Annotated in this window: 24 protein-coding genes; 17 read left to right on the top strand and 7 right to left on the bottom strand. The window is 66.2% G+C overall.

Features of this window, described 5'->3' with window-relative positions; genetic code table 11:
- Positions 1-15 precede the first annotated feature (15 nt).
- A complete protein-coding gene (locus VSR34_RS29440; protein ID WP_028213100.1) occupies positions 16-1,140 on the top strand; it encodes a Fic family protein in 1,125 nt (374 codons plus the stop codon).
- A gap of 81 nt (positions 1,141-1,221) precedes the next feature.
- Here VSR34_RS29440 and VSR34_RS29445 read toward each other — a convergent pair whose 3' ends face one another.
- From VSR34_RS29445 to VSR34_RS29465, 5 genes are all read right to left on the bottom strand, one after another.
- A complete protein-coding gene (locus tag VSR34_RS29445) occupies positions 1,222-2,001 on the bottom strand; it encodes a peptidylprolyl isomerase (protein ID WP_028213101.1) in 780 nt (259 codons plus the stop codon).
- Positions 2,002-2,082: 81 nt separating this feature from the next.
- Positions 2,083-2,391, bottom strand: coding sequence for a BolA family protein (locus VSR34_RS29450; RefSeq protein ID WP_028213102.1), 309 nt, complete (start codon positions 2,389-2,391; stop codon positions 2,083-2,085).
- Complete coding sequence (locus tag VSR34_RS29455; protein WP_028213103.1) at positions 2,388-2,921, bottom strand: septation protein A; 534 nt, start codon at positions 2,919-2,921, stop codon at positions 2,388-2,390. Before VSR34_RS29455 ends, VSR34_RS29450 begins: the two co-directional genes overlap by 4 nt.
- A gap of 114 nt (positions 2,922-3,035) precedes the next feature.
- Positions 3,036-3,455, bottom strand: coding sequence for a peptide-methionine (R)-S-oxide reductase MsrB (gene msrB, locus VSR34_RS29460; RefSeq protein WP_028213104.1), 420 nt, complete (start codon positions 3,453-3,455; stop codon positions 3,036-3,038).
- 49 nt (positions 3,456-3,504) lie between these two features.
- The gene (locus VSR34_RS29465; protein ID WP_342964222.1) at positions 3,505-5,103 is read right to left on the bottom strand and encodes a YdiU family protein; all 1,599 of its coding nucleotides are present in this window, start codon (positions 5,101-5,103) and stop codon (positions 3,505-3,507) included.
- Between the two features lie 229 nt (positions 5,104-5,332).
- On the opposite strand from VSR34_RS29465, the gene VSR34_RS29470 reads away from it, so the two are divergent.
- The 9 genes from VSR34_RS29470 to VSR34_RS29510 all read left to right on the top strand — a co-directional run bounded on the left by VSR34_RS29470 (position 5,333) and on the right by VSR34_RS29510 (position 15,402).
- A complete protein-coding gene (locus VSR34_RS29470) occupies positions 5,333-7,063 on the top strand; it encodes a 3-(methylthio)propionyl-CoA ligase (protein ID WP_042288839.1) in 1,731 nt (576 codons plus the stop codon).
- A 235-nt stretch (positions 7,064-7,298) separates the two neighbouring features.
- A complete protein-coding gene (locus tag VSR34_RS29475; RefSeq protein WP_028213106.1) occupies positions 7,299-9,392 on the top strand; it encodes a 3-hydroxyacyl-CoA dehydrogenase NAD-binding domain-containing protein in 2,094 nt (697 codons plus the stop codon).
- A gap of 46 nt (positions 9,393-9,438) precedes the next feature.
- Positions 9,439-10,074 (top strand): bifunctional nicotinamidase/pyrazinamidase, encoded by a 636-nt coding sequence (pncA, locus tag VSR34_RS29480; RefSeq protein ID WP_342964223.1) that lies wholly within the window; start codon positions 9,439-9,441, stop codon positions 10,072-10,074.
- 81 nt (positions 10,075-10,155) lie between these two features.
- Positions 10,156-11,334 carry an acetyl-CoA C-acyltransferase gene (locus tag VSR34_RS29485; protein ID WP_028213108.1) on the top strand — a complete coding sequence of 393 codons (1,179 nt, stop codon included), beginning with the start codon at positions 10,156-10,158 and terminating at the stop codon, positions 11,332-11,334.
- Between the two features lie 173 nt (positions 11,335-11,507).
- The gene (locus VSR34_RS29490) at positions 11,508-11,810 is read left to right on the top strand and encodes a Dabb family protein (RefSeq protein ID WP_028213109.1); all 303 of its coding nucleotides are present in this window, start codon (positions 11,508-11,510) and stop codon (positions 11,808-11,810) included.
- A gap of 86 nt (positions 11,811-11,896) precedes the next feature.
- Positions 11,897-12,346 carry a PaaI family thioesterase gene (locus VSR34_RS29495; RefSeq protein ID WP_342964236.1) on the top strand — a complete coding sequence of 150 codons (450 nt, stop codon included), beginning with the start codon at positions 11,897-11,899 and terminating at the stop codon, positions 12,344-12,346.
- 105 nt (positions 12,347-12,451) lie between these two features.
- On the top strand, positions 12,452-13,450 hold the full coding sequence (locus tag VSR34_RS29500; RefSeq protein ID WP_028213111.1) for an NADP-dependent oxidoreductase: 999 nt from the start codon (positions 12,452-12,454) through the stop codon (positions 13,448-13,450).
- 87 nt (positions 13,451-13,537) lie between these two features.
- Entirely contained in the window at positions 13,538-14,419 is an 882-nt protein-coding gene (locus VSR34_RS29505) for an SDR family oxidoreductase (protein WP_342964224.1), read from the top strand.
- A gap of 20 nt (positions 14,420-14,439) precedes the next feature.
- Positions 14,440-15,402: an alpha/beta hydrolase gene (locus VSR34_RS29510; RefSeq protein ID WP_028213113.1), complete on the top strand. Its 963-nt coding sequence runs from the start codon at positions 14,440-14,442 to the stop codon at positions 15,400-15,402.
- A 17-nt stretch (positions 15,403-15,419) separates the two neighbouring features.
- On the opposite strand, the gene VSR34_RS29515 is transcribed toward VSR34_RS29510, so the two are convergent.
- Both VSR34_RS29515 and VSR34_RS29520 read right to left on the bottom strand, forming a co-directional pair.
- Positions 15,420-16,283, bottom strand: a complete 864-nt coding sequence (locus VSR34_RS29515; protein WP_028213114.1) for an NRDE family protein — start codon at positions 16,281-16,283, stop codon at positions 15,420-15,422.
- Positions 16,284-16,374: 91 nt separating this feature from the next.
- A complete protein-coding gene (locus tag VSR34_RS29520) occupies positions 16,375-17,406 on the bottom strand; it encodes a folate-binding protein (protein WP_342964225.1) in 1,032 nt (343 codons plus the stop codon).
- A gap of 77 nt (positions 17,407-17,483) precedes the next feature.
- Between VSR34_RS29520 and mltG the strand changes: the two genes are divergently transcribed.
- The 7 genes from mltG (at position 17,484) to VSR34_RS29555 (ending at position 23,857) form a co-directional block, all read left to right on the top strand.
- On the top strand, positions 17,484-18,494 hold the full coding sequence (gene mltG / locus VSR34_RS29525; RefSeq protein WP_028213116.1) for an endolytic transglycosylase MltG: 1,011 nt from the start codon (positions 17,484-17,486) through the stop codon (positions 18,492-18,494).
- Positions 18,495-19,115 carry a dTMP kinase gene (gene tmk / locus VSR34_RS29530; RefSeq protein ID WP_028213117.1) on the top strand — a complete coding sequence of 207 codons (621 nt, stop codon included), beginning with the start codon at positions 18,495-18,497 and terminating at the stop codon, positions 19,113-19,115.
- Positions 19,116-19,203: 88 nt separating this feature from the next.
- On the top strand, positions 19,204-20,238 hold the full coding sequence (locus tag VSR34_RS29535; RefSeq protein ID WP_028231430.1) for a DNA polymerase III subunit delta': 1,035 nt from the start codon (positions 19,204-19,206) through the stop codon (positions 20,236-20,238).
- Positions 20,239-20,277: 39 nt separating this feature from the next.
- A complete protein-coding gene (locus VSR34_RS29540) occupies positions 20,278-21,063 on the top strand; it encodes a TatD family hydrolase (RefSeq protein ID WP_342964226.1) in 786 nt (261 codons plus the stop codon).
- Between the two features lie 67 nt (positions 21,064-21,130).
- Positions 21,131-21,856: an ankyrin repeat domain-containing protein gene (locus VSR34_RS29545; RefSeq protein ID WP_042288845.1), complete on the top strand. Its 726-nt coding sequence runs from the start codon at positions 21,131-21,133 to the stop codon at positions 21,854-21,856.
- An 89-nt stretch (positions 21,857-21,945) separates the two neighbouring features.
- The gene (locus VSR34_RS29550) at positions 21,946-22,308 is read left to right on the top strand and encodes a Rap1a/Tai family immunity protein (protein WP_028213120.1); all 363 of its coding nucleotides are present in this window, start codon (positions 21,946-21,948) and stop codon (positions 22,306-22,308) included.
- A gap of 265 nt (positions 22,309-22,573) precedes the next feature.
- Positions 22,574-23,857, top strand: coding sequence for a mechanosensitive ion channel domain-containing protein (locus tag VSR34_RS29555; protein WP_342964227.1), 1,284 nt, complete (start codon positions 22,574-22,576; stop codon positions 23,855-23,857).
- The last annotated feature ends 7 nt before the right edge of the window (positions 23,858-23,864 follow it).

A 23,864-nucleotide genomic window follows, 5' to 3' on the forward strand; every position in this document is an offset into this window, starting at 1 on the left:
GCTCATAATCACCGCATGACTAGCGGCGATTACACCTACATCTGGCAAGCCGGCGACTGGCCTCGCTGGCGCTTCGACCTGACCGAGCTAGCCGCGCCCATGGCCGAGGTCAGCCGCGCCCAGGGCTTGCTGGTGGGCAGGCTGGCAGATGTGGGCCTGGCGCTTCGCGATCAGGCGAGCCTCGCGGCGCTCACCGAGGACGTGCTCAAGACGAGCGAGATCGAGGGCGAGCAACTGAATGTCGCTTCCGTGCGTTCGTCCATCGCGCGTCGAATGGGCGTGGACATCGGGGCGCTCGCTCCGGTGGACCGCCATGTGGAAGGCGTGGTCGAAATGGTCCTGGATGCGACCACCAACAGCCGGTCGCCGGTCACGCGCGAGCGCTTGTTCGGCTGGCACGCGGCGCTATTCCCGACCGGCTATGCGGGCCTGTCGCGGATCAACGTCGCTGCATGGCGTGACGATGCCAGCGGGCCCATGCAGGTGGTTTCCGGGCCCATCGGCCGTCAGCGCGTGCACTTCGAGGCCCCACCCGCGGACCGGCTGGAGCCCGAGACACGCCGCTTCCTCGACTGGCTGAACGGGCCCGCGCAGGAGCCGCCGCTGATCAAGGCCGCCCTTGGCCATTTGTGGTTCGTCACGCTGCACCCGTTCGACGACGGCAATGGCCGCGTGGCAAGAGCCATCGGCGATTTGCTGCTCGCGCGCGCAGACGGCAGTCCGCAACGTTTTTACAGCGTCTCGGCCCAGATTCAGCGGGAACGCAAGGCGTATTACGACATTCTGGAGCGCACGCAGCGCGGATCGATGGATGTCACGCCGTGGTTGGCGTGGTTTTTCGAAGCGCTGCATCGCGCGGTGGATCAGGCGCAGATCACGCTCGACGGCGTGCTCACCAAGGCGCGCTTCTGGCGCGACTGGGCCACGACGCCGTTCAACGAGCGGCAGATCAAACTGCTCAACCGGCTGCTCGATGGTTTCGACGGCAAGCTCACGAGCGGCAAGTGGGCCGCCATCGCCAAATGTTCGTCCGATACGGCGTTGCGCGACATCAACGACCTGGTGGCGCGCGGCGTCTTGCGCAAGGCGGGGGGCGGCGGGCGCAGCACGGGCTACGAACTGGAAACGTTGCGGCAGTAACGACGCTTGTGCCGCAAACAAAAAACCCCGCGACTTCGCAGGTCGCGGGGCTTTAATCGCAGCGGGAGCCGCAGCGAAGTCTTACTGAATCTTCGCTTGCTTGCGCAGATTCTCTTCGAACGCCTGCAGCTTTTCCTGCTGGATCTGCTGGACGATCTGCGGGCGCACCTGCTCGAGCGGCGGCGGCGTGACCGGGCGGATATCGTCAACGCGGATGATGTGCCAGCCGAACTGCGTGTGAACCGGCGCGTCGGTGATCTGGCCTTTCTGCAGATGCGTGGCCGCAGCGGCGAATTCCGGCACGTAAGCCTTCGGATCCGACCAGTCGAGGTCGCCGCCGTTCTTCGCCGAACCCGGGTCCTTCGAGTACTGCTTCGCGAGGTCTTCGAAGCTCGCGCCGCCCTTGATCTTCGCGATCAGGTCTTTGGCCTGCTGCTCGTTGTCCACGAGGATGTGGTGCAGGTGGTATTCGCTGCCGCCCGCGTCCTTGGTGAGCTGGTCGTAACGCGCCTTGACTTCGGCGTCGGTCGGCTGGTTGGTCTTCACGAAGTTTTCGATCAGCGCGCGCAGCACGACGGTCTGCTGCGCCACGGCGATTTGCGCCTTCACGTCCGGCTTGTTCGGAATGCCTTCGCGAATCGCTTCCTGCATGAGGATCTCGCGGTTCACGAGTTCTTCACGCACGGCCATCTGCAGTTGCGGCGAATCCTGCTGGCCTTGATGCACGAGCTGCTCGATCAGCGCATCGGCGCGCGCTTTGGGAATCGGCGTGCCGTTCACGACGGCGATGTTCTGCGCAAAGGCGGGAGCCGCCGCGCATGCAGCCAGCAACACCCAGAGATGGGTTTTCTTCAAGGTCATCGGAAAGTCCTAACGGGGCGAACCAAAATGGCGAACAAAAAGGCGAACAAAAGGGAAGGCAGGCCGAAATCTGGCGCGGGCCTACCGGGGCAGCGCCGCGGCTTCTTCAGGCGTGAGCGCCGTGATCGCGAGAGCGTGAATGCCGCGCTGCATGGCCTCGGCCAGCGCATCATACACCATGCGATGCCTTGCCACGCGGGCTTTCCCCGCGAATGCGGACGCAACGATCGTCACATGGTAATGACCGCCGGCAGCGGCGCCGGCGTGTCCCGCGTGCTGCGCGCTGTCGTCGCGCACGTCGATTGAAACGGGAGCGAGCGCCGCGGTCAGGCGCGTTTCGATCAGCGCCATGCGCTCGGCAGGGCTCGCGTGCAGAAAGACGTCGCTCATTCTTCTTCCTTCATGTAACGCGAGAGCCACAGGCTCTGGCCGACGATGAACACCACGAGAATGCCGGTCGCGCCGAACAGCTTGAAGTCGACCCACGCATCGGTCGAGAAGTGGTAGGCCACGAACAGATTGAGGATGCCGAGCAGCGCGAAGAAGACCGACCACACGAAATTGAGTTGCGTCCAGATGCGCGCCGGCAGCGTGATCTGCTTGCCCATCATCGCTTCGATGAGGTTCTTGCCGAATGCGACCTGCGAGACGAGCAGCACGATCGAGAACGCCCAGTAGAGCACAGTCGGCTTCCACTTGATGAAAGTTTCGTCGTGCAGCATCAGCGTGGCGCCGCCGAACACGACGACGATGCCCAGCGAAAGCCACAGCATCGGGTCGACCTTGCGGTGACGGAACGCCACCCATGCGATCTGCACGAGCGTCGCGCCGATCGCCACGGCCGTCGCCGGGAAGATGCCCCACAGCTTGAAGGCGACGAAAAAGAGGATGATCGGGAACAGGTCAAACAGGAATTTCATTATCGGCCTGAGAATTTACACAATGAGCCCGCCGGAACAGGGGGCGGCGGAGGGCACGGCGCTTTCAAGGCCGCATGGCGCCCAGCGCGGGGCGCGAGGCTGCCTTGCCAACGCTCACTTGGGCTCGAATTGTAGCGCAGCCGAATTGATGCAATACCGAAGGCCGGTCGGGGCCGGACCATCCTCGAAAACATGACCCAGGTGCGCGCCGCAATTCTTGCAGCGCACCTCGATGCGCAACATGCCGTGCGAGCGGTCGGTCTTCTCCTCGATCACCTCGCCGTTGATCGGGCGGAAATAGCTCGGCCAGCCGCAGCCCGCGTCGAACTTCGTGGCGGATTCGAAGAGCGGCGTGCCGCAGCACACGCAGTCGTACACGCCGCGCTCGAAGTGGTCCCAGTACTTGCCCGTGAACGCGCGCTCGGTGGCCGCGTGACGCGTGACCTGGTACTGCGTGTCGTCGAGCTGTTCGCGCCATTGCTCGTCGGCCTTGTAGCCCGGGTAGGCGGTGGAGTTGTGGTCGTCCTGGCTCATGTTCGGTTCCTGTCGGATGGGAAACAAGATCACGTAGATGGGGGCGCGCTCACGAAGAGCAACTGACTTCGAGCGTACTCGCCCAGTCGGGCGGCAGCGCCGCATATGCCGTGTTTTCCGGCTGCTCGTCGAACGGCCGCTCAAGCACCTTCGCAAGACGCTCGACCTCGCTGAAGTCCTTTTGCGCGGCGCGCTCGATTGCCGTCTGCGCGAGATGGTTGCGCAGAACATATTTCGGATTCACGCGGTTCATCGCTGCGGCGCGCGCGGCGTCGTCGCGCGGCTCGTGCGCGAGGCGCGCGCGATAGTCGGCGGCCCAGGCGTCGAAGGCCGCGCGATCGAGAAACAGGTCGCGCACCGACGTGTCGCCGCTCGCGTCATGTTTCGAAACGCGCGCGAGATTGCGAAACGTGAGCGTGAAATCGGCGCGGTTTGCATGCATGACTTCGAACAGCTTGTTCGCGAGTACGTCGTCGCCTTCGCGCGCGTGTTCGAGGCCGAGCTTTGCTCGCATGCGCGCTTCGAGCGCTGGCGCAAAGTGTCCCTTGAAGCGTTCGAGCACGGCCTGCGCGTCGGCGACCACGCGCTCGCCGCGCTTTTTTTCGTCGGCGATGTCGTAGTGCGCGCCAAAGAGCGGCACCAGCGCCTGAGCGAGGCAGAAGAGATTCCAGTACGCGATCTGCGGCTGCATGCGGTACGCGTAACGGCCCTGCGAATCGGAATGATTGCAGATATGGTTGGCGTCGAAACCATCCATGAAACCGAACGGACCGTAGTCGATCGTGAGACCGAGGATCGACATGTTGTCGGTGTTCATCACGCCATGGCAGAAGCCCACGGCCTGCCATTCGACCATCAGCGCCGCGGTGCTGCGCACCGCTTCGTCAAGCAGTGCCAGGTATGGGTCGTCGGCTTCGCGCAGCTGCGGCCAGAAACGCGCGATCACGTGATCGGCCAGCTTGCGCAGGGCGTCGACGTCGTCGTGCGAATAGAAGTGTTCGAAATGGCCGAAGCGCACGAAGCTCGGCGACACGCGCGTGACGACGGCCGCCGTTTCCAGCTCTTCGCGGCGCACGGGCTGGTCGGAGCCGGTCACCGTGAGCGCGCGCGTGGTCGGAATGCCGAGATGATGCATCGCTTCCGAACACAGGAACTCGCGGATCGACGAGCGCAGCACGGCGCGGCCATCGCCCATGCGCGAGTAAGGCGTGCGGCCCGCGCCCTTGAGCTGCACCTCGTTGCGCCGGCCGTCATGCTCGACCTCGCCGAGCGTGAGCGCGCGGCCGTCGCCGAGCTGGCCCGCCCATACGCCGAACTGGTGCCCGGAGTAGACCGTCGCGTACGACATGGCCGAAGGCGAGCGCTCGCGCGTGAAGTTGCCGCTGAAGAACCCGGCGAACGCGGGATCGGCCGCAGCGGACGCATCGAGGCCGAGCTGTGCAGCCATGGCCTTCGAAAAGCCGACGACATAAGGGGCGGGCAGCGGTGCGCCGGGCAAGCGCGTGTAGAAGCGAGCACCGAGCGCGGCGAATGCTTCGTCGCGCGGCAGGGTCAATGCGCGTTCGAAGTCGGCGAGCGGACCGGCGGCGGGCGTGTGCGAGGCGGAGTTTCCGCCTTGAGTTTCGGTATTGCCTGGTGAAAACGACATATTGAGGGCCTGTTGAATAGTCGATATTGTAAGTCCGCACCCGCCGGCGTGCTGGCGCACCTCCGAAGCCCGCCGCCGCGCCCGCCGGACAAGGACAACGCCGATCAACGCGAGCAAAGGTTGCATGGGACCGGAGCAAGCGCTCTGCGTGGGGCCGGAGTAAGTGCTAAAGCACTAACTCCGGCCGACAGCTGAAGCGCCAACTCTGGTCGACAGGAGACCGCCAACGATGAGCGCACCGCTGCTGGGCCAGATGATGGACGTGCCGCTCCTGCTGTCGTCGTTGATTGCGCATGCGGCGCGCCATCATGCCAACACGCAGATCGTCTCGCGCCGCATCGAAGGCGATATCCATCGCTACACGTACCGTGAGTGCGAGGTGCGCTCGAAACAGCTGGCGCAGGCGCTCATGGCGCTCGGCGTGGCGCCGGGCGAGCGTATCGGCACGCTTGCCTGGAATGGCTACCGGCATCTCGAGGCTTATTTCGGCGTGACGGGCTTCGGCGCCGTGTGCCACACCATCAATCCGCGCCTTTTTCCCGAGCAGATCGCCTGGATCGTCAATCACGCCGACGACCGCTATGTGCTGTTCGACATCACGTTTGCAGCGCTTGTCGATACGATCGCGCCGCAGTGCCCGAACGTGCGCGGCTGGATCGCGATGTGCGACGAGGCGCATCGGCCGCAGATGCGCACGGAAGTGCTCTGCTATGAAACGCTGCTTGCCGCGCAGGACGGCAACTACGACTGGCCCGTCCTCGACGAGCGCAGCGCGTCCAATCTCTGCTATACGTCCGGCACCACGGGCAACCCGAAGGGCGTGCTCTATACGCATCGGTCTTCCGTACTCCATGCCTACGGCGCCTCGCTGCCCGATGCGATGGGCCTCTCCGCGCGCGACGCGCTCCTGCCCGTCGTGCCGATGTTCCATGTGAACGCGTGGGGTGCGCCCCACGCCGCGCCGCTCACGGGCGCGAAGCTCGTGCTGCCGGGCAAGGATCTGGACGGCAAGTCGCTCTTCGAACTCATGGAGGCCGAGGGCGTGACCGGCTCGGCTGGCGTGCCGACCGTCTGGCTCGGTTTGCTCGCCTATATGCGGGGCGCGGGCGTGCGCTTCTCCACGCTCAAGTGGACGGTGATCGGCGGCTCGGCCTGCCCGCCCGCGATGCTGCGTGCGTTCGAGGACGAATACGGCGTGCAGGTGATCCACGGCTGGGGCATGACGGAGATGTCGCCCCTCGGCACGCTCGCGAAGCTCAACTGGGCGCAGTCGCAGCGGCCGCGCGAAGCGCAATTGGCGCTGCTCGAAAAACAGGGGCGCGTGATTTGCGGCGTGGATATGAAGATCGTCGGCGAGGACGGGCGTGAATTGCCGTGGGACGGCGTGACGTTTGGCGATCTGCACGTACGCGGGCCCTGGGTCATCGACCGCTATTTCCGCCAGGAAAGCGGCTCGCCGCTCGTCGACGGCTGGTTCCCTACGGGCGATGTCGCCACGATCGACCCCGATGGCTTCATGCATATCACCGACCGCAGCAAGGACGTGATCAAGTCGGGCGGCGAGTGGATCAGCTCGATCGACCTCGAAAACATCGCCGTGGCGCATCCGGGCATCGCGGAAGCGGCGTGTATCGCGTGCGCGCATCCGCGCTGGACCGAGCGGCCGCTCATCGTAGCGGTGAAGAAGCCCGGCGCGACGGTGACGCGCGAGGAGTTGCTGGCGTTCTTCGATGGCAAGGTCGCTAAATGGTGGCTGCCAGACGACGCCGTTTTCGTCGACGAATTGCCGCACACGGCCACCGGCAAGCTGCTGAAGCTCAAGTTGCGCGAGCAGTTCCGTTCGTATGTGCTGCCGACCGCGCTTGCGGTCGAGGGCTGTCCGTTCGATCCGGCGCAGGAAGCGGGCGGCGCGGGTGCCAATGAGACCGCTGGCAGCAATCCGCCCCCCATGCGCAAGTAGATCACTCCGCGCAGCCGGGCAAGGTTCTCGGGCGCAGCGATCTGGCTGCGTTGTTTCTTCTGACTTTTACCCATCAACCCGCGGTGGCCGCTTCCTTGGTGTAAACCCCGAGCTCCGCAGTTAGGCAAAAAATTGAACGAACGTTCTTTTTTCGGTATCCTGCGTGCCTGACCGGGAATGTCGGACAATGAAACCGACGACGCACATCGCGGCCCGCACGCATGGAGGCAGCCAAATGGCAGTGGACTACACGACTCGCGACGGCGTCGCCGTCATCACGCTCAACAATCCGCCCGTCAACGGCCTCGGACATTCGACCCGCGCGGGCATTGTCGAGGGCCTGGCGCGCGCCGCAAGCGATCCGGCCGTTTCGGCCATCGTGATCACCGGCGCCGGCAAGGCGTTCTCGGGCGGCGCGGACATCACCGAATTCAACACGCCCAGGGCGATGCAGGAGCCGACGCTTCACACCGTCATCAAGGAAGTCGAAAAGAGCGCGAAGCCCGTCGTGGCCGCGATCCATAGCGTGGCGATGGGCGGCGGCCTCGAGCTCGCACTCGGCGCGCACTATCGCATCGCCGCGCCCGGCGCGCAGATCGCGCTGCCCGAAGTGAAACTCGGCATCCTGCCGGGCGCGGGCGGCACGCAGCGCCTGCCGCGCGCGATCGGCCTCGAAGCCGCGCTCAACATGATCGTCACGGGCGCACCGGTGATGAGCGAAAAGCTCGCGAATTCGGGGCTTTTCGACGCCATGGCGCAAGGCGATCTGGTCGAAGAGGCGATCGCATTCGCGCGCAAGGCGGCCGACAAGCCTGGCCCGCATCCGCTCGTGCGCAACCGCAAGATCGAGCATCCGAACGCCGAAGGTTTCCTGCGGTTCTCGCGCAACACGGTCGGCGCCCTGTCGAAAAACTATCCGGCGCCAGTGAAGTGCATCGACGCGATTGCGACGGGCGTGACGCAAGGCTTCGACAAGGGCCTCGCGTTCGAGCGCGAATGTTTCGTCGAACTCGTGCAGACGCCGGAAAGCCACGCGCTGCGCCATGCGTTCTTCGGCGAGCGCGCCGCGAGCAAGATTCCCGATGTGCCGTCCTCCACGCCTCTACGCGACATCCAGCAGGTGGCCGTGATCGGCGCGGGCACGATGGGCGGCGGCATCACGATGAACTTCCTCAACGCAGGCGTGCCCGTCACGCTGCTCGAAACGAAGCAGGAAGCGCTCGACCGCGGCATCGCCACGATCCGCAAAAACTACGAAGCCCAGGTCAAGAAGGGCAAGCTCACGGCTGAGAAGCTCGAAGCGCGCATGGCGCTGATTCGCCCGACGCTCTCCTACGACGACCTCAAGGAAGCGGACCTCATCATCGAGGCCGTGTTCGAAGAGCTCGGCGTGAAGGAGCAGGTCTTCAAGCGCCTCGACGAGGTCGCGAAGCCGGGCGCGATCCTCGCTTCGAACACCTCCACGCTCGACGTCGACAAGATCGCGGCGTTCACGAAGCGTCCCCAGGACGTGGTGGGTCTGCACTTCTTTAGTCCTGCCAACGTCATGAAGCTGCTCGAAGTCGTGCGCGGCAAGGAAACGGCGAAGGACGTGCTCGCCACCGTCATGCAGATCGCGAAGAAGATCCGCAAGACGGCCGTGGTCTCGGGCGTGTGCGACGGCTTCATCGGCAACCGCATGATCGAGCAGTACGTGCGCCAGGCGCTGTACCTGCTCGAAGAAGGCGCGCTGCCCGCGCAAGTGGACCGCGCGATCGAAAAGTTCGGTTTCGCCATGGGCCCGTTCCGCATGAGCGATCTGGCCGGCAACGATATCGGCTGGGCCATCCGCAAGCGCCGCTATCAGGAACATCCGGACATGAAGTACTCGAAGATCGCCGACCGTCTTTGCGAGACCGGCCGCTTCGGGCAGAAGACCGGTGCGGGCTGGTACGACTACAAGGCGGGCGAGCGCAACGCGCTGCCTTCGAAGCTCGTCGACGAGATGATCGTCGCGTACTCGAAGGAAGCCGGTGTCGAGCGCCGCAAGATCGGCGACGAGGAGATCGTCGAGCGCCTCGTGTTCGCGCTCGCCAACGAAGGCGCGAAGATTCTCGAAGAAGGCATTGCGTCGAAGGCATCTGACGTGGACATGGTCTACCTCACGGGCTACGGCTTCCCGCTGTGGCGCGGCGGCCCGATGCTGTACGCCGACACCGTGGGCCTCTACAACGTCGAACGCGCCATTCGCCGCTATGCGCAGCAGCCCAACGGCGAAGCGTGGGAGATCGCGCCTTCCATCGTCGAGCTGGCCGCCAACGGTGGCACGTTCGGTAGCAAGTTCAACTAAGCATCGCTTGCAGGCGCAAAAGCGGGCAAACAGGCGGACGAACATCATGAGAAGCGCAAACGACGTGCTCCTGCTGATCGACCTGCAATACGACTTCATGCCGGGCGGGGCGCTAGCCGTCGCGCACGGCGACGAAGTCGTGCCGGTGGCGAACCGGCTCGCGCAGGGCTTCGGCAACGTGGTGCTCACGCAGGACTGGCACCCGGAGCAGCACGTTTCGTTCGCCGCCAATCACCCGGGTTGCGCGCCGTTCGAGACGATGGCGCTGCCTTACGGCGAGCAGGTGTTGTGGCCCGTGCACTGTGTGCAGGGCACCGATGGCGCGGCGCTGCATCGCGACCTCGACGTGCCGCATGCACGCGCGGTGATCCGCAAAGGCCATCACGCCGACGTCGACAGCTACTCCGCGTTTCTCGAGGCCGACCGCAAGACCCCCACGGGCCTCGCAGGCTACCTGCGCGACGTGGGCGTGAAGCGCGTGTACTGCTGTGGCCTCGCGACCGACTATTGCGTGGCCTGGTCCGCGCTCGACGCGCGCGCCGCGGGCTTCGAAACCGTGCTGATCGAAGACGCCTCACGCGCGATCGATCTGAACGGTTCGCTCGCCGCCGCGTGGAAGCAGTTGCTCGCGGCGGGCGTGAAGCGCGCGCAGTCGGCCGAGGTGCTGATCGGCGCCGCGTGAACGACATCGCCCGCTATCGTCCGCCTGAAACTTTCAAACGAATCCATTCTTTGCATCAAAATCTCGTAGTGGGAGAAACGCATGACTGACGCCGTAATCGTATCGACCGCCCGTACGGGCCTCGCCAAATCGTGGAAGGGCGGGTTCAACATGACGCACGGCGCCACGCTCGGCGGGCACGTGACCCAGGCCGCCGTGGAGCGTGCGAAGATCGACCCCGCACGTGTCGAAGACGTGATCATGGGCTGCGCGAACCCCGAAGGCGCGACGGGCTGGAATATCGCGCGCCAGATCGCGCTGCGCGCGGGGCTGCCGGTTAGCGTGCCCGGCATGACCGTCAACCGCTTCTGTTCGTCCGGGCTCCAGACGATCGCGCTCGCCGCACAGCGCGTGATCGCGGGCGAAGGCGACGTGTTCGTGGCGGGCGGCGTGGAGTCCATCTCGTGCGTGCAGAACGAGATGAACACCCACATGATGGCCGATGGCTGGCTCAACCAGCACAAGCCCGAAATCTACTGGAGCATGCTGCAAACCGCGGAGACCGTCGCGAAGCGCTACGAAATCTCGAAGGAGCGCCAGGACGAGTACGGCGTGCAATCGCAGTTGCGCGCGGCCGCCGCGCAGGCGGCGGGCCTGTTCAATGACGAAATCGTGCCGATCACGGTGCTCGCCGGTGTTGCGGACAAGGCAACGGGCCAGCTCGTCACGAAGGAAGTGACGGTCGCCGCCGACGAAGGCATCCGCGCCGACACCACGCTCGAAGGCGTTTCGAAGATCCGCACCGCCATGCCGGGCGGCGTCATCACGGCGGGCAACGCGAGCCAGTTCTCGGATGGCGCGAGCGCCTGCGTCGTGATGAACGCGAAGGTCGCCGAACGCGAAGGCCTGCAGCCGCTCGGCATCTTCCGCGGCTTTGCCGTGGCGGGCTGCGAGCCGGACGAGATGGGCATCGGTCCGGTTTTCGCGGTGCCGAAACTGCTCAGGCAGGCGGGTCTGAAGGTCGAGGATATCGGCCTGTGGGAACTGAACGAAGCGTTCGCGGTGCAGGTGCTGTACTGCCGCGACAAGCTCGGCATTCCCGCCGACCGCCTCAACGTGAACGGCGGCGCGATCGCCGTCGGCCACCCGTATGGCGTCTCGGGTGCACGCCTGACGGGCCACGCGCTCATCGAGGGCAAGCGCCGCGGCGCGAAGTTCGTCGTAGTGACGATGTGCATCGGCGGCGGGCAGGGCGCTGCGGGCCTCTTCGAGGTCGTCTGACGCGAGGGCGCGGCAGTCGGCACGCCCGCTGCCGCGCTCACGATTTCATCGCTTTCCTCCGCTGTTACGCGTGCCGGGGCGCTCTCGCGCTCGAGCCGCTGCGGGTATCATGACGGCTGTCGGCGCGCGCCGAGCGCAGCGCCCGTTCCATGCAGACTGAAAGAGGTGAGTTCGTGATTCGTCATATCGTGATGTGGAAGCTCAAGGAGTCGGCCGAAGGCGCGACGCGCGCCGAGAACGTCGTGAAGTTCAAGGCCCTGCTCGAAGGCTGTCGCGATCTCGTGCCGGGCACGCTGCACCTCGAAGTCGGCGTCGCAGAGCCGGGTCTCGCTTCCACGTTCGACCTCGTCCTCATTTCCGACTTCGCCGATCAGGCCGCGCTCGACGGCTATCAGGACCACCCCGATCATCTCGTCGTGAAGCAGTTCGCGAAGCTCGTGGTCGAGTCGCGCCAGTGCGTGGATTACGTGGTCTGAACCCGATCATGACAGGTACCGCAGATCGACCCCAAGGCAGCGGCGCGCCGCACGGCAAGGAGCCTGAAAGTCCGCCAACGCCGCTCATGATCGTCGAGAGTCCCTTTGTCGAACATCTCGGCGCTCAACTCGTGAGTGCGCGCGACGGCGCGAGCGAAGTCGTGCTGCCGCTCGCCGAGCGGCATCTGAACACCTGGGACGTCGCGCACGGCGGCGTGACGATGACGCTCGCCGACATGGCACTCGCCATGGCCGCGCGCAGCCTCGCGGCCGACGGCGTGGGCGTCGTCACCGTCGAGATGAAGGTGAACTTCATGCAGCCGGGGCGCGGGGAATTGCGCGCCACCGGCCGCGTGCTGCACCGTTCCACCACGATGGCCTATTGCGAAGGCGAGATTCGCGACAGCGAGGGCCATTTCGTCGCCAAGGCGCTCGGCACTTTCAAGTACATGCGCCGGCTTGCGGTGGGCCGCGACGTGACGCGTCAGCGTCTGCGCAGCGACCCTGGCGCGCGGCCGGGACCGAGCGACGGTTAAACGCGCGGACCGGCGCGCGTTGGGGCTTTGCTCGCGCGTGCCCGTCCATTCTTTTCCCGTGCGGCCGGCACGCCTCGCCGCACCTGACAAAGCAACACGGACGCCATGACCCAGACCAATCGCCAGATCCTGCTCGCCTCGCGCCCGGAAGGCGCCGCGAGCGTCGACAACTTCCGCCTCGTCGAAACGCCCCTCGCGGCGCTCGTCGAGGGACAGGTGCGCGTGCGCAATCACTACCTCTCGCTCGACCCGTACATGCGCGGGCGCATGAACGACAGCAAATCGTATGCGGCGCCGCAGCCACTCGATTCGGTGATGATCGGCGGCACCGCGGGCGAAGTGGTCGAGTCGCGCAACGCGAAGTTCAAGCCCGGCGACAAGGTGGTGGGCATGTTGGGCTGGCAGGAGTACGGCACCTCGAACGGCGGCGATCTGCAACTCGTGGATACGACGCATGTGCCGCTGTCGGCGTATCTCGGGCCGGTGGGCATGCCGGGCGTCACCGCGTGGTACGGGCTCAATCGCATCATCGAGCCGAAGGCAGGGCAGACCGTCGTCGTGAGCGCGGCGAGCGGCGCGGTGGGCAGCGTGGTCGGCCAGCTCGCGAAGCGCGCGGGCTGCCGCACGGTGGGTATCGCGGGCGGTGCGGAAAAATGCCGCTATGTCACGGAAACGCTAGGTTTCGACGCATGCGTCGATTACAAGGCGGGCAATCTCTATCAGGATCTGAAGGCCGCGACGCCCGACGGCGTGGACGGCTACTTCGAGAACGTCGGCGGCGAAGTGCTCGATGCCACGCTCGCGCGCATGAACGCGTTCGGGCGCATCGCGCTGTGCGGCATGATCGCGGGCTACGACGCCCAGCCGATGCCGCTCAAGCATCCGCAGCTGCTGCTCACGCAGCGCCTGCTCGTGCAGGGCTTCATCGTGAGCGAGCACATGGATGTGTGGCCACAGGCGCTCAGGGAGCTCGGCACGCTCGTCGCGAACCGGCAGCTCGCGTATCGCGAGACCGTGGCCGAAGGGCTCGAAAACGCGCCCAGTGCATTCCTCGGCATGCTCAAGGGCCAGAATTTCGGCAAACAGCTCGTCAAGCTGATCTGAGGACTCACAGCCTTGCGCAAGCGCCCGGAAAGGGCGCTTCGCTTATCTATCGGAAGTTTTCACCGCAGTTTCAACGCAGGATTCGCAATGTCCGAACCGTTCCAGTTCGATGGCCGTGTGGCCGTCATCACGGGCGCGGCGAGCGGCTTTGGCCGCGCGTTCGCGCACCACGCCGCAGCGCTCGGCATGAAGCTCGTACTCGCCGACGTCGATCAGGCGCTGCTCGATGAAACCGTCGAAGCGCTGCGCGAAAGCGGCGCGCAAGCCGTGGGCGTGCGCACCGACGTGCGTGACGCCGCGCAAGTCGATGCGCTGGCGAACGCCGCGCTCGAAGCGTTCGGCAAAGTCCATCTGCTCTTCAACAACGCCGGTGTCGGCACGGGCGGCTTCGTGTGGGAGAGCAGCGCGAGAGACTGGGAGTGGGTATTCGGCGTGAACGTGATGGGCGTCGCCAACGGCGTGCGCAGCTTCACGCCGGTCATGCTCGCACAGGGCGAGCGCGCGCATATCGTCAATACGGCTTCGGTGGCGGGTCTGCTTTCGCCGCCTGCAATGGGCGTGTACAACGCGTCGAAGCACGCCGTGGTCTCGCTCACCGAGACGCTCTACCATGACCTGAAGAACGTGAGCGACGCGGTGAGCTGTTCGCTGCTGTGCCCCGCCTTCGTGCCGACCGGCATTGCGAACGCCGGGCGCAGCCGCCCCGACGATTTGCGCAACGACGCGCCGCTCACGCGCTCGCAGCAAGCCGCCGATCTGCAGTTGCAGCGCGCGGTGCGCGCAGGCAAACTCACGCCCGACGACGTCGCGAAGGCGACGTTCGACGCCGTACGGGAAGGGCGCTTCTATATCCTCACGCATCCGCAGATTCTCGCTTCGGTGAAGCTGCGTCATGAGGACATCGAAACATTGCGCAACCCGACCGATCCGCTCTCGCTCAAACCCGAAGTCAAGCAAGCGCCGCAATAAAGGCGTACGGGGTCCGTGCCATGCCACTCACCGCGAAAATCGCCCTAGTGCTCGACATGGTGGCCCGCACGGGCCGCGCGCCTTACCACGAGCAAACGGCGCAGGAAGCGCGCGCCGAATACGAGAAGAGCGCCTCGGTGCTGGAAATTCCGGCCGCGCCGATGCATGCCGTGGAAGACCTGCGGGTGCCGATGCGTGACGGCGCAACGATTGGCGCGCGCCTTTATCTGCCCGTCGAGCCGCATTGGGCCGAGCCGCTGCCCGTGCTCGTCTACTATCACGGCGGTGGCTTCACGATCGGCAGCGTGGACACGCACGATGCGATCTGCCGCATGTTCGCACGCGACGCGCGCTGCGCCGTGTTTTCCGTGGACTACCGGCTGGCACCCGAACATCGCTTCCCGACCGCGGTCCACGACGCCTTCGACGCCTACGCGTGGCTTCACGCACACGCGGCCGGCTATGCGCTGGACGCGGCCCGCTTCGCCGTCGGCGGCGACAGCGCGGGCGGCACGCTCGCCACGGTCTGCGCGCTGCTGGCGCGCGACGCGGGCATGCCGCCAGTGCTGCAATTGCTGTTCTATCCGGCGGTGAGCGCGCATCAACGCACGCAATCGCACGAGCGGCTCGCGGATGGCTATCTGCTCACCGCGCCGACGATCCAGTGGTTCTTCGGCCACTACGTGCGCGATGTTTCGGACCGCGACGACTGGCGCTTCGCGCCGCTGGACGGCACGCGCGGTGCACCGGATTTTCGCGGCGTCGCGCCGGCGTGGATCGGCGTGGCCGAATTCGATCCCCTCGTCGATGAAGGCGAGGCCTACGCGCAAAAGCTGCGCGAAGCCGGCAACGAGGTGACGCTCGTACGCTACGACGGTGTGATCCACGAGTTCATCAAGATGGGGGCGTTCGTCGACGAGGCGCGGCGCGCGCAGCGAGAGGCCGCCGATGCGCTGCGCCTGGCGCTAGGCACGGGCGACTGAAGCGCGCCGAGGCAGGATCAGCCCGCTTCGACCGTATAAGTCGCGCGGCGCTCGAATGCGCCGGGCCGGACGATGCGGTGCGAGCCGTCGTCGTCGCTGCGTTCCAGCGCTTCTACGTCAAGCAATGCGCCGCGCAGACTCACGCGCAACGCCGTGGTGCCGCGCGTGCCGTAATCGGGCGTTTCGATAAATGCCGCAGAAAGCGCGCGTTCGCGTTCCAGCGAAATGCCCGTGGCGGGCAGGTCGCGGTCGGGCGCGACTTGCGGGTCGCGCATCATGTCCACGAGCCGCGCGAGCGGCACTTGCGCGTCGCCTGCCGAAGGCTGAATGAGTTGCGCGAGTTCCGCGCGCTTGCGTGCGAGCTTCGGCCATGGCGTGTCGAGCACGGCGTTCGAAATGCCGTGCGTGCCTTCGGGCAGCAGCGCGGGCGCACGGTCGGCGCGGTTGCAGTACCACGCGAGTTCCCGGCGCACCCAGTCGCCGACGATCAGATTGAAGCCGTTGTAGAGCGCGCCCGAGCGCGCAACCTCGTCGAGATAGCCGAGCGGCGTATCGGGCAGGCCTTGCGCGCCCGTAAGCCAGCGCGAGACGAGCGTGCCGCGCGTGGGCGCGTCGGGGCGCATGTCGTTGGGCGCGCGATAGTTCGTGAGCGCGGCGAAGCGGCCGCTGCGCGTCATGCCGAGCCAGGTGCCCCCGCCCACGAGATCGCGGCCCGCCAGCACCCCCGCGGGCGTGCTGCCAGGCGACGTCACGATGTCCGGGACGCTCCACCAGTGCAGCGGATCGGCGGTGCGGCGCAGGAATTCGTCACGGTTTGCCGCGAGTGTGAACAGCGCGCCGGCGCTCGCGCGCGGACGCCAGTCGAAAACGATCAGGCACATGGGGCTGGCGCTTGCAAGGTCGAGAGGGGAGCCGCTTCAAAGCGGCGTGAGGCGCAGGGCGCCTCACGCGCAAGGAATGCGGCAAGCAACGTCAAACTTCGGCCGGCAATGCGTAAGGCAGCGGCAGCACGCGCAGCACGGGGCCGTCCGCAGCGCCCAGATGGACGCTGCCCGTTTCGAGTGCGGCGAGCTTGATCTCCGCGAGCAGATCGACGCCGCCTTCGGGCGCGGCCGCGGCGTTCACGACCATGCCACACGGCTGGCCCGGATCGTCCGAATGGAATAGCTCGGTGCCTGCGTGAACGATGTCGGGGCTCGCGGCGACGTTGGCGAGCGCGGTGCGGCGCTTGATCGTGCCGCGATACTGGCTGCGCGCGACGATTTCCTGGCCCGGGTAGCAGCCCTTGCGGAAGTTCACGCCGCCCAGCACGTCGTAGTTGACCATCTGCGGCACGAACTGCTCGCTCACGGCTTGCGTGATACGCGGCTCGCCCGCGCGAATGTCGAGCCAGTCCCATACGGCCGGCGGTACGCGTTTCACCGCGTAGTCGAGCTTCGCGAGGCGCGCCTGCACGGCTTCCTTCGGGCCGACCCACAGATAACGGAGCACGCCGGCCGCATCGGGCATGCGGATCAGCGTGCCGGACGGATCGTCGACCTTCACGTGCACGCCGTCGGGCAGCGCGTCGAACACGCTCGCAAGCGCGCCGCGCACGTCGCCCGCGAGGCCCACCACGAGCAGCTTGTCGCTGTCGTCGGTGAGCCTGGCCTTGGCGCGCAGCACGAACATCGACAGGCGCTTTTGCACGGCGGCCTGCACGTCCTTCGAGATCAGCAGGCGGATCGTGTCGCCGGTCTTCCAGGTGAGGAACGAGGCGAGCAGACGGCCCTTGGGAGAGCAGTATCCGGCGAGGCGCGCGCCGGCCACCTCCAGATGCTGGACGTCGTTGGTGAGCTGGCTATGCAGGAAGCTCGCGGCGTCGTCGCCAGTGGCGTCGATCACGCCGAACTGCGGCAGGATCGCGTAGGCGCCGCCCTTGAGAACGGCGTCGAAGTCGGCCGCAGTCACCGGAGCAAGCGCGGGAGCGGAAAGCGTGGAAGCGGGATCGAGCGGTGAGTTCATGGATTCGGGGAACAGTCAATCCTGACTTTAGCGAAGGCAAGCAGTTATTATATGAGGTCCCCCTGAGTCGTGTTTCCATGTCCCTCCTGAAGAAATGCCTTGTTGCCGGCGCCGCGCTGGTCGTAATCGGCGCCGTTGCGGCGGGCGGCGTATGGCGCTGGGCCACCACGCCGATCGAACTGGCCGCCCCACAGCTCGACGTCACCATCAAGCCACACAGCACCGTGCGCAGTGTCACCGTGCAGTTGCAGCGCGGCGGCGTGCCGGTGCAGACGCAGCTTTTCGTGCTCATGACGCGCGTGCTCGGCCTGCAAAGCCAGCTCAAATCGGGCAACTACGAATTCAAGGCGGGCATCACGCCGTACCAGGTGCTGCAGAAGATGGCGCTTGGCGACGTGAACGAGTCGGTGGCCACCATCATCGAAGGCTGGACTTTCAAGCGCATGCGCGCCGAACTCGACGCCAATCCTGCGCTGCGCCACGAAACGGCCGGCATGAGCGACGCCGAACTGCTCGCCGCGATTGGGGCGCCGCCCGCGCCGAACGGCAGCGGCGAAGGGTTGTTCTTCCCCGACACCTATCTCTTCGACAAAGGTTCGAGCGACCTGGAGATTTACCGCCGCGCTTATCACCTGATGCAGACGCGCCTCGACGAAGCGTGGGCCGCGCGCGCACCGGGCTTGCCGCTGAAGTCGCCCTACGAGGCGCTGACGCTGGCTTCGCTCGTGGAGAAGGAGACCGGGCGCGCCAGCGACCGCGCGCTCGTGGCGGCGGTGTTCTCGAACCGCCTGAAGGTGGGCATGCCGCTGCAGACCGATCCGGCCGTGATCTACGGCCTTGGCGACGGCTACATCGGGCATTTGCGCAAGCGCGATCTGCAGTCGGACACTCTCTACAATACCTACCTGCGTCTCGGCTTGCCGCCGACGCCGATCGCACTGCCCGGCGCCGCGGCACTCCAGGCGGCGCTCAATCCGGCGTCGACGGCCGCGCTGTACTTCGTGGCGCGCGGCGATGGCAGCAGCGAGTTTTCTGACAATCTAGTCGACCACAACAAGGCCGTCGACAAATACATCCGGGGTAATTAAATGGCGCGGGGCCGATTCATTACGTTCGAGGGCATCGACGGCGCGGGCAAGACCACGCATCTCGCCTGGTTTCGCGACCAGCTTGCGCACAAGCTCGCACCTTCGGGCCGTGCGGTCGTCACGACGCGCGAGCCGGGTGGCACGCCGCTCGGCGAGTCGATCCGCGAGATCGTGCTGCATCAGTCGATGGACCTCGAAACCGAGGCGCTGCTGATGTTCGCCGCGCGCCGCGAGCATCTCGCCAAGGTGATCGAGCCCGCGCTCGCGCGTGGCGACTGGGTGCTCTCCGACCGTTTCACCGACGCCACGTTTGCCTATCAGGGCGGCGGACGCGGCCTGCCGCGCGACAAGCTCGAAACGTTGGAGCGCTGGGTGCAGGGCGGTTTCCAGCCTGATCTGACGGTGCTATTCGACCTGCCGCCCGACACCGCGAGCGAGCGGCGCGGAGCGGCGCGCGAACCCGACCGTTTCGAGAGCGAGTCCGATGCGTTCTTCAAGCGCACGCGCGCCGAGTACCTGCGCCGCGCGGAAGAAGCGCCATACCGGTTCGTCATCGTCGACTCTTCGCAGGACATCGACGTGATTCGCAAGAAACTCGAGCAAGTGATCGCAGGGCTTTGATCCAAAAGGATGTTCAACTTCCTCAAGAGCAGCGCACACTTCAGCCCGCTTCTCATGAAGATCGCCTAACCGATTGATTCCAAAGACGATGATCTATCCCTGGCAAACCGACGACTGGCAACGCTTGCAGCAACTGCGCAGCCACTGGCCGCATGCACTGCTGCTCCATGGCCAGGCGGGCATCGGCAAGCTCCACTTCGCGCAGCATCTGGCGAAGGGCTTGCTCTGCGAATCGCCGCAGGCCAACGGCGAGCCGTGCGGTTCGTGTGCGGCATGCCACTGGTTTGCCCAGGGCAACCATCCCGATTACCGCATCGTCGTCCCCGAGGCACTGGCCGGCGAGGTCGGCCAGGCCGCAGAGGAAGAGGCCAGGGCCGAAAAGGCGGAGGGCGAAGAGGGCAAGAAGAGTCGCGCGCCGAGCAAGGAAATCCGCATCGAGCAGGTGCGCGCGCTGCTCGACTTCGCGGGCGTGGGCTCGCACCGCGGCGGCCTGCGCGTGGTCGTGCTGTATCCGGCCGAGGCGCTCAACGTCGCCGCCGCCAACGCGCTGCTGAAGACGCTGGAGGAACCGCCCGCCGGCGTGGTGTTCCTCGTGGTGTCGGCGCGCATCGACCGCCTGCTGCCTACCATCATCAGCCGTTGCCGCCAGTGGCCCATGGGCACGCCGGCGCCCGAGGCCGCCACGGCCTGGCTCGCGCAGCAGGGCGTGGATGAAGCGCCGGCGCTGCTCGCCGAAGCCGGCGGCGCGCCGCTCGCGGCGCTCGCGCTCGCGCACGATGAAAACCGCACGCTGCGCGACTGGACGCTGGCCCAGCTCGCGGCGGGCCCCGCCTGCGATGCGTTTGCCTGCGGCGAGACACTGCAGAAGCTGCCGGTGCCGCTCGTGCTGGGCTGGCTGCAGCGCTGGGCCTACGACCTGCTCGCCGAACGCACTGCGGGCCGTCCGCGCTATTTCCCGCAGGCCGCCAGCGCGCTTGCGCGGTGCGCCGCGAAACTCGACGCGGCGGCGCTCGCTCGCTACATGAAAACCGTCACGCGCCAGCGCGCCGTGGAGAACCATCCGCTGAATGCGCGCCTCGTATTCGAGGAACTCTTTCTCGGCTATCGTGAATTGTTCGCCTGACCGGCCCGGCTGAACCGACCCCCCTTCGCAGGACCATCCATGTTTGTCGATTCACACTGCCATATCAACTTCGAGGGCCTCGGCGACCGCCTGCCGCAAGTGCTCGAGAACATGCGCGCGAACGCGGTCACGCATGCGCTCTGCGTGTCCGTCGACCTCGAAACGCTGCCTTCGGTGCTCGACATCGCGAGCCGCTACGAGAACGTCTATGCGTCGGTGGGGGTCCATCCCGATCACGAGCACATGAGGGAGCCCAGCGTGGCCGAACTGGTCGAGCTGGCGCAGCACCCGAAGGTCGTGGCGATCGGGGAAACGGGGCTCGATTACTATCGACTGGGCGAGCGCACGATCGCCGACATGGAATGGCAGCGCGAGCGTTTCCGCACGCATATTCGCGCGGCGCACGCCACGGGCAAGCCGCTCATCGTCCACGCGCGCGCGGCCTCGGACGATACCTTGCGCATCATGGAGGAAGAGCGGGCGGGCGTGCCCGGCGGCGTGATGCACTGCTTCACGGAGCCGTGGGCCATCGCCGAGCGTGCGCTGGCGCAAAACTTCTACATTTCGCTGTCGGGCATCGTGACGTTCAAGAGCGCGACGGAGGTTCAGGAAGTGGCGCGCCGCACGCCGATCGATCGCCTTTTGATCGAAACCGACTCGCCATACCTTGCGCCAGTGCCATTTCGAGGCAAACCCAATGAACCTGCGTACGTCAGCCATGTCGGAAGATTCATTGCGCAGCAACGCGGGCTGCCGGACGCCGAACTTGGCGCTGCCACCACGCAGAACTTTTTCCGGCTCTTCAAGCTTCAGCCACCCGCCTGAATCGGGAACCGCGTCCTGCCAATGACATTGAATATCAACGAGTTAGAAGATAACGCTAAGGCTTGACATGAACTTGAAACCGCTTTCGCCCGCCGCCCATCCGGTTCGCCGCACCGCCGCCGCGCTCGTGTTCGGCGCCGCCGCCGCGCTGATCGGCGCCGGGGCGCACGCTGCTCCGATCGACTCGCTCGTGAAGAGCGTGAAGTTCGACGACGAGAAGGGCGTGCAAAAGGCGCTCGCGAACGGCATGGACCCGAACGCCACGGACGACCAGGGCATGCCGCTCCTCGTGCTGGCCGCGCGCGAGAAGTCCGACAAGGTCGGAGCGCTGCTGCTCGACAACCCGAAGACGAACATCGCCGCCGAAGACCGCGCGGGCGAGAATGCGCTGATGCTCGCCTCGCTCAACGGCGACATCGATCTGGTCAAGCTCCTCATCACGAAGGGCGCCGAGGTCAACAAGAAGGGTTGGACGCCGCTGCACTACGCCGCCGCGAATGGCAACGACGACGTCGCGAAGCTGCTCATCGGCTATTCGGCCGACGTCAACGCGTTGTCGCCCAACGGCACGACGCCGCTGATGATGGCCGCGCGCGGCGACCATCTCACGACGCTCCAGTTGTTGCTCGAGAAGGGCGCGACGCTCGGCGCGAAGAACCAGATCGGCATGACCGCACTCGACTTCGCGCGCCAGTACAAGGCGCCGGACGCGATCAAGGAACTCACGGCGCGCATGACCCAGGCTGGCCTTCCCACGGCGAATACGGCAGCGCCGCAAAACAGTGCAAAATAATAGGGTTGAAGGCGGCCACGATCTGAACAGGCATGGCCGCCCCGCGGCGCTCGCAAGGCGCCGCTTCCCTCGACATCTCAAGGAGAACCATGCTGCGGGTTCTGATCTGTGCGGGCGCGATGGCGTTGCCGCTCTCCGCTTTCGCGTTCACGGCAAGCGACCTCAACCGCCTGTGCACGAAGACCGACCTGGCTTCGCGCAGCGCGTGCGCTGCCTACATCGAAGGTGCCGCTGACGGCATCTTCAACACCATCGATGCCATCGGCGGCACTACCGGGCCGCGCGTGGGTCAATACTTCTGTTTGCCGGCGGACGCGCGCTCCACCCAGCTGACCGACGCGGTGCGCAAGTACATCGCCGACAACCCGAACGTGGCCGGCTATAACGCCAGCACGGCCATCTCGCTCGGGCTCGGCAAGGCGTTTCCCTGCAAGACCGGCAACGGGAGCTGAAGCCGGGCGGTTTTGAGTTGTCGCTGTGCAGCTGGAAGCGCGGCGCGGCGAAATCCCTTGCCGCGCCGTTCGTCATCGAGGCCGCCGCGAGTCGATCTGTAAGCGGACACCGCGGCCAGGCGCATCAGGACGCTTGCCGCCCCGATTCGGCCTGGCCTGTGCCAAACCTGGGTCGAGCCGCGCCGTTTTCGTCCACGGGCCTGCGCCCGTGCCGTTTCCAGGCGTCGCCTTTTTGCTCAGGATGCTCAGGAGGAACTGGCCGCAGATGCCGACACTCGACGATCTTTCCCGTTTCGCCGACGCGCCGCTGCAAAACTGGCTCGGCACGTTGTTCGTGAGCGCGCTCGCGTTCGTCTTCGCGCTGGCCGCTCACTGGTTGGGCGGCCGCGTGTTGCTGCGCGTCGCGCGCCCGTATCCGCGCGTGAACCTGTTCCTGCGCCACGTGCGCAAGCCGGCTCTCGCCGTGCTCGTCATCGTGGCGCTCCAGTTCGTCTGGTGGCAGGCGCCCGATACGCTCAGGCACATCGGCGGCCTGCGCGAGCTGTGCGCGTTCGCGCTGATCGCCGCGATCACCTGGCTCTCGGTGCGCTGCGCGGCGGCCATCGGCGAAGCGATCATCGCCGCGCATCCGCTCGACATCGCGGACAACCTCCAGGCCCGGCGCATCCACACCCAGGCCCGCGTGCTCGCGCGCACGGTGATGGTCCTCATCATCATCGTCGGCGTGGGCTCGGCGCTCATGACCTTTCCAAACGTGCGGCAGATCGGCGCGAGCCTGCTCGCTTCGGCCGGTGTCGCCGGTCTCGTCGCCGGTATCGCGGCACGCCCCGTGCTCGGCAATCTGATTGCCGGTCTGCAGCTCGCGCTTTCCCAGCCGATCCGGCTCGACGACGTGGTCGTGATCCAGGGCGAGTGGGGGCGCATCGAGGAAATCACGGGCACCTATGTATCGGTGCGCATCTGGGACCAGCGGCGCCTCATCGTCCCGCTACAGTGGTTCATCGAGAATCCCTTCACGAACTGGACGCGCAGCAGCTCGCAGATCATCGGCACGGTGTTCCTGTGGTTCGATTACCGCATGCCGCTCGCGCCGCTGCGCGAGGCGCTCGCGGGCATCGTCGACGGCGCGCCGGAATGGGACCGCCGCGTGCAGGTTCTGCAGGTCACCGATGCGAACGAGCGCGCCATGCAGATACGCGTGCTGGTGAGCTCGCGCGATTCCGGGCTCAACTGGGACTTGCGGTGCCGCGTACGCGAAGGGCTGCTCGATTTCGTGAACGAGCATTATCCGCAGTACCTGCCACGGACGCGCGCCGAGGTCTCGGCGGATCTCGAAAGCAGTGCGGCACCGCCGTTCGTGCGGCGCCAGGCGCGGCAGTCGGCGGGCAGCACGGCGGCGCATACCGAGGCCGATCCGGTGACGGGCACCCGTGTGCCGGACGACAACGAAGAGCGGGAGGCGCACTGGCCGCCGCCCGACGCAACGGCGGACGCGGGAGCGGCCAACGCGCGCGAGCCTGTCACGGCCGGCCGCCGCGAAAGCGGGTGAGGACGGC

It is taken from the genome of Paraburkholderia sp. JHI2823, assembly GCF_038900695.1.
GTDB lineage: Bacteria > Pseudomonadota > Gammaproteobacteria > Burkholderiales > Burkholderiaceae > Paraburkholderia > Paraburkholderia mimosarum.